This is a genomic window from Citrobacter sp. Cu096, from assembly GCF_030332285.1.
GTDB classification, from domain to species: domain Bacteria; phylum Pseudomonadota; class Gammaproteobacteria; order Enterobacterales; family Enterobacteriaceae; genus Citrobacter; species Citrobacter meridianamericanus.
On the sequence record NZ_JAOWID010000030.1, the window covers coordinates 1,814,974 to 1,827,448 of the forward strand.

Here is a 12,475-nt window from a genome sequence, read left to right on the forward strand (position 1 = left end):
GTCAGGTAACCCGTTTTGCCCGACTGGCCTTCGACCATTCTGGATTTGCACAGCGCGGGCATAATTGATGATCGCCGGCATTCATTTGCACCACTTCACTGCAACGTATGCAGGCATAGTCCCCAGCTTCAGGCATTATCTTAAAGCGTTGCGTACAGCGTTTTGGCAGAATACTGAGTCCCGGCTTTACATCTTCATTGGCATAGAAATAGACGCTGATTTGCCCGTTCGTTTCCAGAATGGCCAGTTTCACCTGTCCTAATTGCTCTACGCCGTTCAAACGCAATTCCATAAAGAACTCGAATTCCGTCATATTGGCGCTATTGAGCTTTGACCATGCCAGCTCACCATCTTCAATGATCACAACAGGCTTCCCCTCCAGCAAATCCTCCATTTTTTCGCTGTGTGCCATCAACCACATTACCAACCGGTACAGCACTGCAAGGGTAATAAAGACCACCAGCACCGGCAGCATTGGAACATCATCATAAAACGCCACGTCTCCCGCTGCGGAACCCAGCGTAAGGATGATCAGGACTTCAAAAAGCGACATCTGACGTACGCCGCGACGTCCGGTGATTTTTAAAAACAGAAAAACCAATATAAAGGTATAGAGGCTGCGCAAAGCAACTTCGCCCAGAAAATCCATCGGCACTTTATCAAGCGCCATACGGTGTAAATCGAATGCTTTCATTAATATGCTCTAAACGTGGTTGGCTGTAAGAAAGCATAGCTAATGCTTTTATTTACGCCTGGAATCCGGCGACGATAGCGCCGTTCATTGAAAACCCGTATCATTGCGCGCTTTCCGTACGACAAAAGTGATTTTCATGACGCAAACATTTATCCCCGGCAAAGATGCCGCTCTGGAAGACTCCATCGCTCGCTTCCAGCAAAAATTGCTCGACCTTGGTTTTCAAATTGAGGAAGCCTCGTGGTTGAATCCCGTCCCTAACGTCTGGTCTGTACATATTCGCGACAAAGAATGCGCGTTGTGCTTTACCAACGGGAAAGGCGCGACAAAAAAAGCGGCACTGGCTTCCGCGTTGGGCGAATACTTTGAGCGTCTGTCGACTAACTACTTCTTTGCGGATTTCTGGCTGGGTGAAACCATCGCCAACGGTCCGTTCGTGCATTACCCGAACGAAAAATGGTTCCCGCTGACTGAAAACGACGATGTACCAGAAGGTCTGCTGGATGCACGACTGCGAGCGTTTTACGATCCAGAAAACGAACTGACTGGCAGCATGCTTATCGATCTACAGTCCGGTAATGAAGAACGTGGCGTCTGCGGTCTGCCGTTTACCCGCCAGTCTGATAACCAGACCGTCTATATACCGATGAATATTATCGGCAATCTGTATGTTTCTAACGGCATGTCTGCGGGTAACACGCGAAACGAAGCTCGCGTTCAGGGCCTGTCTGAAGTCTTTGAGCGTCATGTGAAGAACCGCATTATTGCGGAAAGCATCAGCCTGCCGGAAATCCCGGCCGAAGTCATGGCGCGCTATCCGGCTGTGGTGGAGTCCATCGCCAAACTGGAAGCGGAAGGTTTCCCAATTTTCGCCTACGATGGCTCGCTGGGCGGCAAGTATCCGGTGATTTGCGTTGTCCTGTTCAACCCGGCGAACGGTACCTGCTTTGCCTCCTTCGGCGCGCACCCGGATTTCGGCGTAGCACTGGAGCGTACCGTCACTGAACTGTTGCAGGGCCGTGGTCTGAAAGACCTTGATGTCTTCACCCCACCGACTTTTGACGACGAAGAAGTGGCTGAACACACTAACCTTGAAACCCACTTCATTGATTCCAGCGGTCTGATTTCATGGGATCTGTTCAAGCAGGATGCCGACTATCCGTTCGTTGACTGGAATTTCTCTGGCACCACGGAAGAAGAGTTCGCCACCCTGATGGCTATCTTCAATGCTGAAGATAAAGAAGTGTATATCGCCGACTATGAGCATCTGAGCGTTTACGCCTGCCGCATTATTGTTCCGGGAATGTCTGACATCTACCCGGCTGAAGATCTGTGGTTAGCCAACAACGCCATGGGCGCCCATCTGCGTGACACCATCCTCTCTCTGCCGGGAAGTGAATGGGATAAAGAAGACTATCTCAACCTGATCGAACAACTGGATGAAGAAGGCTTTGACGACTTCACCCGCGTACGCGAACTACTTGGTCTGGCAACCGGCGCGGATAACGGTTGGTACACCCTGCGTATTGGCGAGCTAAAAGTGATGCTGGCGCTGGCCGGTGGCGACCTGGAGCAGGCGCTGGTCTGGACAGAATGGACGATGGAATTCAATGCCTCCGTCTTTAGCGCTGAACGTGCCAACTACTACCGCTGTCTGCAAACGCTGCTTCTGCTCTCTCAGGAAGAAGATCGTCAGCCGCTGCAATATCTGAATGCGTTTGTCCGCATGTACGGTGCCGAGGCGGTTGAAGCGGCAAGTGCAGCATTGAGTGGCGAAGCGCCATTCTACGGGTTGCAAACCGTTGATAGCGATCTGCAGGCTTTCCCGGCGCATCAGTCTCTGCTGAAAGCCTATGAAAAACTACAGCGCGCGAAAGCGGCACATTGGTCAAAATAATGACAGTCAGCCTGCGCTAAGTAGGCTAAAAGTTTTGTCTGGGATATATTACGGGGCGCTTTGAGCGCCCTGTTTTTTTTATTTTGGTCAAATCGGAAAATAAATGTAAAAACAAGGTTAAATATTAGTAGTTGATATTAAAAAAATTAGCGTATTAATGCAGTTTTTTATCTCAATTACTCCATTTTAATTAACCGTCTAACAGGAGACAAAAAGAAAAAATTCAACTCACTTTATAATTTTTAAAATTTATTTTTATGTGGATAATCAACAAGTTACTCCGTAATCGCATAAAAACCATGCGTCTTACGGGCCTATAAGCCAGGCGAGATATGATCTATATCAAATTCTCATCTATAATGCTTTGTTAGTATCTCGTCGCCGACTTAATAAAGAGAGAGTTAGTGTGAAAGCTGACAACCCTTTTGATCTTATTCTTCCTGCTGCAATGGCCAAAGTTGCCGAAGAAGCAGGCGTCTATAAAGCAACGAAACATCCGCTTAAGACGTTCTATCTGGCAATTACTGCCGGTGTATTCATTTCAATTGCCTTTGTTTTCTATATCACCGCAACAACCGGTACCGGAACTATGCCTTTCGGCATGGCAAAATTAGTAGGTGGTATCTGCTTTTCCCTGGGGCTGATTCTTTGCGTTGTCTGCGGCGCAGACCTCTTCACCTCAACCGTATTGATTGTCGTAGCAAAAGCCAGTGGTCGTATTACCTGGGGCCAATTGGCTAAAAACTGGCTTAACGTGTATGTCGGTAACCTGGTGGGTTGCTTGCTCTTCGTGCTACTGATGTGGCTTTCCGGCGAATACATGACCGCCAACGGCGCGTGGGGGCTCAACGTCCTGCAAACAGCCGACCACAAAGTGCACCATACTTTTGTTGAGGCAGTAAGCCTTGGCATCCTTGCTAACCTGATGGTGTGCCTGGCGGTATGGATGAGCTACTCTGGCCGCAGCCTGATGGACAAAGCGTTTATCATGGTATTACCGGTCGCAATGTTTGTTGCCAGCGGTTTTGAGCACAGTATCGCAAACATGTTTATGATCCCTATGGGTATTGTAATACGCGATTTCGCCACCCCGGAATTCTGGACCGCTGTTGGGTCTTCTCCGGAGAATTTTTCTCACCTGACCGTGATGAATTTCATCACCGATAACCTGATTCCGGTTACGATCGGTAACATTATCGGCGGCGGTTTGTTGGTCGGGTTGACATACTGGGTCATTTATCTGCGTGGTAACGATCATCATTAATCTGATGATGCCCATTACACGCAGTAAATAAAAAATCCACTTAAGAAGGTAGGTGTTACATGTCCGAGCTTAATGAAAAGTTAGCCACAGCCTGGGAAGGTTTTACCAAAGGTGACTGGCAGAATGAAGTAAACGTACGTGACTTCATTCAGAAAAACTACACTCCATATGAGGGTGACGAGTCCTTCCTGGCTGGCGCAACTGATGCGACCACTGCACTGTGGGACAGCGTGATGGAAGGCGTTAAACAGGAAAACCGCACTCACGCGCCTGTTGACTTTGACACCTCCGTTGCTTCTACCATCACTTCTCACGACGCTGGCTACATCAACAAAGCGCTCGAGAAAATTGTTGGTCTGCAGACTGAAGCTCCGCTGAAACGTGCGATCATTCCGTTTGGCGGCATCAAAATGGTTGAAGGTTCCTGCAAAGCGTACAACCGCGAACTGGACCCGATGCTGAAAAAAATCTTCACCGAATACCGCAAAACCCACAACCAGGGCGTATTCGATGTTTACACCAAAGACATTCTGAACTGCCGTAAATCCGGTGTTCTGACTGGTCTGCCAGATGCGTATGGCCGTGGCCGTATCATCGGTGACTACCGTCGCGTTGCGCTGTACGGTATCGACTACCTGATGAAAGACAAATACGCTCAGTTCGTCTCTCTGCAGTCCGATCTGGAAAACGGCGTAAACCTGGAAGCAACTATCCGTCTGCGTGAAGAAATCGCTGAACAGCACCGCGCACTGGGTCAGATCAAAGAAATGGCTGCTAAATATGGCTGCGATATCTCTGGTCCGGCTACCAACGCTCAGGAAGCTATCCAGTGGACTTACTTCGGCTACCTGGCCGCGGTTAAATCTCAGAACGGCGCAGCAATGTCCTTCGGTCGCGTATCCACCTTCCTGGATGCTTACATCGAACGCGATCTGAAAGCAGGCAAAATCACCGAACAAGACGCTCAGGAAATGATTGACCACCTGGTCATGAAACTGCGTATGGTTCGCTTCCTGCGTACCCCAGAATACGATGAACTGTTCTCCGGTGACCCAATCTGGGCAACTGAATCTATCGGTGGTATGGGCGTTGATGGCCGTACTCTGGTTACCAAAAACAGCTTCCGCTTCCTGAACACCCTGTACACCATGGGTCCTTCTCCGGAGCCGAACATCACCGTTCTGTGGTCTGAAAAACTGCCTCTGAACTTCAAGAAATTCGCCGCTAAAGTGTCCATCGACACCTCTTCTCTGCAGTACGAGAACGATGACCTGATGCGTCCGGACTTCAACAACGACGATTACGCTATCGCTTGCTGCGTAAGCCCGATGGTTGTTGGTAAACAAATGCAGTTCTTCGGTGCGCGTGCAAACCTGGCGAAAACCATGCTGTACGCAATCAACGGCGGCGTTGATGAAAAACTGAAAATGCAGGTTGGTCCTAAATCTGAACCGATCAAAGGCGACGTTCTGAACTTCGACGAAGTGATGGACCGCATGGATCACTTCATGGACTGGCTGGCTAAACAGTACGTCACCGCACTGAACGTTATCCATTACATGCACGACAAGTACAGCTACGAAGCCTCTCTGATGGCACTGCATGACCGTGACGTTATCCGCACCATGGCGTGTGGTATCGCTGGTCTGTCCGTCGCTGCTGACTCCCTGTCTGCAATCAAATATGCGAAAGTTAAGCCGATTCGTGACGAAGACGGTCTGGCTATCGACTTCGAAATCGAAGGCGAATACCCGCAGTTTGGTAACAACGACTCTCGCGTTGATGACATGGCGGTTGATCTGGTAGAACGTTTCATGAAGAAAATTCAGAAACTGACTACTTATCGTAACGCTATCCCGACTCAGTCTGTTCTGACCATCACCTCTAACGTGGTTTATGGTAAGAAAACGGGTAACACCCCAGACGGTCGTCGTGCTGGCGCGCCATTCGGACCGGGTGCTAACCCAATGCACGGTCGTGACCAGAAAGGTGCTGTTGCCTCTCTGACCTCCGTTGCTAAACTGCCGTTTGCATACGCTAAAGATGGTATCTCTTACACCTTCTCTATCGTTCCGAACGCACTGGGTAAAGACGACGAAGTTCGTAAGACCAACCTGGCTGGTCTGATGGATGGCTACTTCCACCACGAAGCATCCATCGAAGGTGGTCAGCACCTGAACGTGAACGTCATGAACCGTGAAATGCTGCTGGATGCGATGGAACATCCGGAAAAATATCCGCAGCTGACCATCCGTGTTTCTGGCTACGCAGTACGTTTTAACTCCCTGACTAAAGAACAGCAGCAGGACGTTATTACTCGTACCTTCACTCAGACCATGTAATTGGTTTTGACTGAAATCGTACTTTAAAAAGCGTACAATAAAGGCTCCACGTAAGTGGGGCCTTTTTAATAGCCTGCTTTGTCAGCTATCTATACTTATGGATATCAGCCAAAACAGACTCGACACAGTTAATAACTGTGCACTAACACTGGCCCCGGATGGGCCACACCTGGAGAAACACCGCAATGTCAGTTATTGGTCGCATTCACTCCTTTGAATCCTGTGGCACTGTTGATGGCCCGGGCATCCGTTTTATTACCTTTTTCCAGGGCTGCCTGATGCGCTGCCTGTATTGCCACAACCGCGACACATGGGATACGCACGGCGGTAAAGAAGTCACCGTCGATGAATTAATGAAAGAGGTCGTGACCTATCGCCACTTTATGAACGCTTCCGGCGGCGGTGTGACAGCGTCCGGCGGTGAGGCTATCCTGCAAGCTGAATTCGTACGTGACTGGTTCCGCGCCTGTAAAAAAGAAGGCATTCATACCTGTCTGGATACCAACGGTTTTGTTCGCCGCTACGATCCGGTGATTGATGAACTGCTGGAAGTCACCGACCTGGTAATGCTCGATCTCAAACAGATGAACGATGAAATCCATCAGAATCTGGTAGGCGTATCTAACCATCGTACGCTGGAGTTCGCTCGCTATTTGTCTAACAAAGATATCAAGGTTTGGATCCGCTACGTAGTCGTGCCTGGCTGGTCTGACGATGACGATTCCGCACACCGCCTGGGCGAGTTTACCCGCGATATGGGCAACGTCGAAAAAATCGAGCTGCTGCCTTACCACGAACTGGGCAAGCACAAATGGGTGGCGATGGGTGAAGAGTACAAGCTGGACGGCGTTAAGCCGCCGAAGAAAGAGACCATGGAGCGCGTGAAAGGCATTCTCGAGCAATATGGACATAAAGTGATGTATTGATATTTATGGTGGGTAACGGACCCGTTACCCACCAGACTCTACCTTAGCGCCCTCTTCTCGCCAGTAGCGGGAAAATCAACCCCAATCCTACCAGCACAAACGGCGTCACGATATTCAGCGTGAGCTGGAATGTCCACTCAGGGGTAAAGGCTTCCATTTTCGGGAAGATCCCGGTCAGACAAGCAAATGCGGTAAAAGCGAAGCACCAGATCCCCACCGTCATCGCCAGCGATCGATTCCGGATAAAGACATATTCCGGCTTATACTTCTGCGCCAGGCGAATAACAGCAATAAACGCCACAAACACCCATAGATAACGCAATGGCATCACGACTGAATTGAGATTTAGCAACCACTTGTAGAGATTGTTCATGTCGCCAATCCCCAGGGTTGGCAACATAATCAAAATCGCTACCAGCACCAGCGTCAGAATATAACCATTGACCGGTGTCCCCGAGGCATTGGTTTTACACAGGCTTTCCGGAATATATTTACGATCCGCATCGCCCAGCAGAACTTTAAGCGGTGCATCAATAGAAAATACTAATGCCGCGATCTGTCCTAATGTGTTGGCAATAGCGTAAATAACCATCAGCGAGTTACCCATACCATAATACTCGCCCAATTTCTGGAAGGCGTAATATTGACCATTGGTCATGAGATCATCAGGAATATGCCGGGAGTCAAACATCATCCCCATGGCCAGCGACCCGAGGATCGCACACACTGCCACCATCACCGCCAGGACGAGCATCCCTTTCGGAAATTCTTTGCCCGGATTACGTGTCTGATTAACGTAAGGTGATATTTTCTCGGCGCCGCCAACGGCAAAGACCAGCATTGAGATCGTGGTAATATAGGTAAAATCGATATGCGGGATGAACGATTCCCATGTGATATTGGTTGTTGCTATCTGCACATCGGTGATCGCCGGAGCAGTTACCGCCATCACGACATACAGAATAGACATCACGAACATCGCGATGCCCGCCACTGAGCCCACAATTTTCAGTGATTTCATACCACGGGACGCAACCCACATGAAAAAGACAAATAGCGCCAGCGTCAGTCCTTGCAGGGCCACAACGGTATACTCTTTTATCAGTGACCCATCGCCTTTTAGCGCCCATCCCAGCGCAATCAGAATGGCCTGCGGCTTTTGCGCCAGATAAGGAATATGCACGACCCAATAGGTCCATGCAGCAAGATAGGCAAGGCCTGGCCCCATCGTGTGCTTAATCCAGGTACTGACCCCGCCTTTCCCATCTTTAAAGGTAGAACCAAGTTGTCCAACAATCAGCGCATAGGGAATAAAATAGAGCGCAAAAATAAATATCCATGAGGAGACAACAACCAGTCCCTGATTAGCATAGTTGTTAACAACGTTGCCAAAACCCCAAACGGTGATAAACGACATCAATGCGATGTTGTACCATCGCAATTGTTTTTCCTGCACACCAGCCATACGCGATCCTTCGTAGAAGCTTTTTGAGTATTAATATATAAGGCGTGGGATTATGCGCGTTAAAATGAACGAGCGGAAACGGCGGGATGTAAAACTATAACCTTCTGCACACTTTATTTTCAGGACAGATGCGTGCGATTAAATAATACCAGGTCCACATAAAGCATACATAAACAATATGTATGGGAACCTGGTCGGTTTGTGTTAAATCAGATCAAACATGCGCAATAGAATTGGGCGTATGGCCCGTTTTACGTAACAGCATCAGTAAATAAATAAACGATACGCTGGCGATCATGATAAACAGCAAGCTATCTGAATAATTTTGCATCAGCATCGCGGTAAATGAAGGACCAAGCAGGCTGCCCACGGTATAGCTTAATAACAATGCCTGATTCATGGCGACCAGCTGATGATGTTCCACCTTTTCACAGGCCCAGGCCATCGCCACCGGATAGAGGGTAAAACCTGCAGCACCCAACATAAACAATGCGGGCGCCATCGCCGCCTGATTTAGCATGGCGATACTGCCAACGATGACCACGAAAACCTGGACGCGTAAAACCAACAGGCGTCCCAGCTTATCCGCCAGGCGGCCAATCGGCCACTGTCCCAGAATTCCGGCACTAACCAGAACAGCCATCCAGAAGCCAATACTGGCGTTGCTCACTCCCTGATGGTTGAGATACAGCGGCATCAGGCCATACAAAGACCCCAGCACAATCCCGGAAATGATACAGCCATTCACGCCCAGGCGCGCCTGTCGCAGTTTCAGCATGGAGACAATAGGTGTGGACTTCTGCTCATCACCCTGCTGATTGGCAATGCGAGTAAAGAGCAGTGGCAAAACACCAGCCAGGATAGTCCCTGTCACCCACGGCAGGACGTTCATCAATTCCGTGGATACTTTACTCACCAGCAGCTGGCCTAAAAACGTCCCCACATAATAGATCATCATATAGGCGGCAAGTAAACGTCCGCGATTACGCGAAGTCCCGCTGCACATCAGCGCGCTTTCCACCACCACCCAAATCATGGCGCAGCCAACACCGGCGATAAAGCGCCAGGTCATCCAGCTCCAGAATCCCACCATAATCCCCAACCCGACACAACCCGCAGCAAAAATAAACGAGGCGATGTAATAGCTGCGATTAAAGCCAAGGTGTTTGATTAAATACCCGGTCAACAACGTCCCTACCAGATTACCGGTAAAGTAAGACGAGCTCACCACGCCTACCTGCCAGGTGGGCAGGTTTTCATGGGCGAGCCAAAGCGGGACGAGCGTGTTTAACACGGCGATCGCCAGGGTCAACAGAAGCAGCCCGCACAGCAGCAGCATGACGGGACGAGTATAGGTGGACATGAATAAAAACCGTGAGGAAGTTCAAATTTCATGCGCATCATGCCACTGCCAAAAACATTGTCAATCGGCGTAATCAGAGGGCTGTGGCGCTTTCTGGCCGATCGATTTGCATTACTGATTCTTAATGTGAATAGATAAAAAGCTCAAAAACACATCTGCTTGTTTTTATTGATCTAAAACAAAAATCTCGCGTTCCGTTCAGTCGAAAAATTTCATGGACTCCCCGTGCTTTTATTTCTTACTAAACTCTATGCGGGATGCAAACCTGCATTGTCCTCAAAATAGAACTGTGAGTTCCTTTTTACCTATCTAATCCAAATTTCGCTCTCTCTGTAGACTTAAACTCATCAAATTTTCCCCACTGATGCTGAACAGGAGAAATATCATGACTAAACCTTACGTGAGACTTGATAAAGATAATGCGGCAGTACTGCTGGTCGACCATCAGGCTGGCCTGCTCTCTCTGGTTCGGGATATCGATCCCGATAAATTTAAAAATAACGTGCTTGCCCTCGGTGACTTAGCAAAATACTTCAAACTCCCGACCATTCTGACAACCAGTTTTGAGACCGGACCCAATGGGCCGCTGGTGCCGGAGCTAAAAGCGCAATTTCCCGACGCGCCCTATATTGCTCGCCCCGGAAACATTAACGCGTGGGATAATGAAGATTTCGTGAAAGCGGTGAAAGCGACCGGCAAAAAACAGCTGATTATCGCCGGCGTCGTGACGGAAGTTTGCGTTGCCTTCCCTGCGCTCTCGGCTATTGAAGAAGGTTTTGACGTCTTTGTTGTCACCGATGCCTCAGGCACATTTAATGAAATTACCCGCCATTCAGCATGGGATCGGATGTCGCAGGCCGGTGCTCAACTGATGACGTGGTTTGGCGTCGCATGCGAGCTGCACCGCGACTGGCGCAACGATATCGAGGGGCTGGCAACGTTGTTCTCTAACCACATCCCCGATTATCGCAATCTGATGACCAGCTACGACACGTTAACGAAACAGAAGTAAAAAACCGGGGCTAAGCCCCGGTTTATCATTTAGCTCGCTACCGCCATACCAACGGTCATATGCAGGCCGTAGAACACGCCACGACCTATTAACTCTCCAACAAGCAACAGAATAAATGCGACGGAAAGCAACGGAACTGCAGGCTGGTAACCCTTCACTTGCGGTACAATCCAGCAGCACAGCGCTAATGCCAGCGCCACAATCCGCCACGCCATGAGCGATCCGTAATCCGGAACCAGCGCAGACGCCTGCTGAATCGAACTGTGGATCGTCGCCAGTTCAGCCCCCTGCATTACTGACATGATGGCGCTCACCACCAGTGCAAGCACTGAGATAGCCGGCAGCAAGCGCATCGCCCAACCGTCAACACCGGCAATTCTCAGTAACAGATACCCCAGCAGCGGACCGCCCATAAACATCGTCAGGAAGAAGCCCAACGGTGTCCAGACGCTGTACCAGGTCGGCACAGTGTCGATAGTGTTATACACACGTACCATCATCCAGACAAAAATCACGCCCAGTACCATGGTGACAACTAACCACAGATTGCGTAACGCGGGCGACATTTTTTTCAACGTGGCCAGCAGCCAGCCGATACCACCAACGGCAAAGAAGATGGAGCCGCTGGCAATTTCGTTACTCAACGCCGAAGACCCTACACGATTGAGTGAGTTAAAGGCGCGCATCGGCGAGCCCAGATGAAGCATAGAAGCAATAAAGCCAATACCCATCAATACCCACAGTCCAAACATGCAGGCGATCACGCGCTGCTGCGTTTCAGGACGTAAGTCCCCTTTCATCAGCGCCAGCGCCAGAACAATAAAGCCACCAACCACACACTGTCCGAAGACCGTGAAGATCATCAGCGGCCATTCATGCCATCCACTTCCCATCTTACACCTCCTTCGGATTAGCCAGATAACCTGTGGTATCCCCGGTCGGGCGGCTATTGGCGTTAGGTTTGATGACAATACTTGGTTTGGTAAAGTGCGCACCCGGCAGTGGCGCAACCGCAGCCAGGGAACCATGCTTTTTGCGCAGCTCTTCAATCGGGCCAAAATCCAGCGCACGCAACGGGCAGGATTCGACACAGATAGGTTTCTTGCCTTCAGCGACACGCTCATGGCAGCCGTCACATTTTGTCATATGCCCTTTTTCAGCATTGTACTGCGGCGCACCGTAAGGACAGGCCATGTGGCAATACCGACAGCCAATGCACACGTCTTCATCGACAACGACAAAACCATCTTCACGTTTGTGCATCGCGCCGCTCGGACATACCTTGGTACAGGCCGGATCCTCACAGTGGTTACAGGCAATGGAGAGGTAATAGGCAAAGACATTCTGATGCCAGACGCCGTTGTCCTCCTGCCAGTCACCGCCTGCATACTCATAAATGCGGCGGAAGCTGACCTCCGGGGTTAAATTTTTGAAATCTTTGCAGGCCAGTTCGCAGGTTTTGCAACCGGTGCAACGGCTGGAATCAATAAAAAATCCATACTGGGTTGTCAT

The 12,475-nt window shown here is 49.8% G+C and carries 10 protein-coding genes; 5 read left to right on the top strand and 5 right to left on the bottom strand.

What is annotated here, in order from left to right; genetic code table 11:
- Position 1: 1 nt before the first annotated feature.
- On the bottom strand, positions 2–694 hold the full coding sequence (locus tag OGX99_RS23140) for a DUF421 domain-containing protein (protein WP_151225128.1): 693 nt from the start codon (positions 692–694) through the stop codon (positions 2–4).
- Positions 695–830: 136 nt separating this feature from the next.
- Here OGX99_RS23140 and ycaO point away from each other — a divergent pair, with 136 nt between their 5' ends.
- The 4 genes from ycaO to pflA all read left to right on the top strand — a co-directional run bounded on the left by ycaO (position 831) and on the right by pflA (position 7,123).
- Entirely contained in the window at positions 831–2,591 is a 1,761-nt protein-coding gene (gene ycaO / locus OGX99_RS23145) for a 30S ribosomal protein S12 methylthiotransferase accessory factor YcaO (protein WP_187252722.1), read from the top strand.
- Between the two features lie 406 nt (positions 2,592–2,997).
- Positions 2,998–3,855, top strand: coding sequence for a formate transporter FocA (focA, locus tag OGX99_RS23150; protein WP_003035756.1), 858 nt, complete (start codon positions 2,998–3,000; stop codon positions 3,853–3,855).
- 59 nt (positions 3,856–3,914) lie between these two features.
- A complete protein-coding gene (gene pflB, locus OGX99_RS23155) occupies positions 3,915–6,197 on the top strand; it encodes a formate C-acetyltransferase (protein WP_003035753.1) in 2,283 nt (760 codons plus the stop codon).
- A gap of 185 nt (positions 6,198–6,382) precedes the next feature.
- Positions 6,383–7,123, top strand: a complete 741-nt coding sequence (gene pflA, locus OGX99_RS23160; RefSeq protein WP_003035751.1) for a pyruvate formate lyase 1-activating protein — start codon at positions 6,383–6,385, stop codon at positions 7,121–7,123.
- A gap of 43 nt (positions 7,124–7,166) precedes the next feature.
- Here pflA and OGX99_RS23165 read toward each other — a convergent pair whose 3' ends face one another.
- Positions 7,167–8,588, bottom strand: a complete 1,422-nt coding sequence (locus OGX99_RS23165) for an amino acid permease (RefSeq protein ID WP_151217918.1) — start codon at positions 8,586–8,588, stop codon at positions 7,167–7,169.
- A gap of 214 nt (positions 8,589–8,802) precedes the next feature.
- Entirely contained in the window at positions 8,803–9,951 is a 1,149-nt protein-coding gene (locus OGX99_RS23170) for an MFS transporter (RefSeq protein WP_187259766.1), read from the bottom strand.
- Between the two features lie 385 nt (positions 9,952–10,336).
- On the opposite strand from OGX99_RS23170, the gene ycaC reads away from it, so the two are divergent.
- Complete coding sequence (gene ycaC / locus OGX99_RS23175; protein WP_016152433.1) at positions 10,337–10,963, top strand: isochorismate family cysteine hydrolase YcaC; 627 nt, start codon at positions 10,337–10,339, stop codon at positions 10,961–10,963.
- 29 nt (positions 10,964–10,992) lie between these two features.
- On the opposite strand, the gene OGX99_RS23180 is transcribed toward ycaC, so the two are convergent.
- Positions 10,993–11,856: a dimethyl sulfoxide reductase anchor subunit family protein gene (locus tag OGX99_RS23180; RefSeq protein WP_187252723.1), complete on the bottom strand. Its 864-nt coding sequence runs from the start codon at positions 11,854–11,856 to the stop codon at positions 10,993–10,995.
- A 1-nt stretch (position 11,857) separates the two neighbouring features.
- Positions 11,858–12,475: a DMSO/selenate family reductase complex B subunit gene (locus OGX99_RS23185; RefSeq protein WP_151217916.1), complete on the bottom strand. Its 618-nt coding sequence runs from the start codon at positions 12,473–12,475 to the stop codon at positions 11,858–11,860.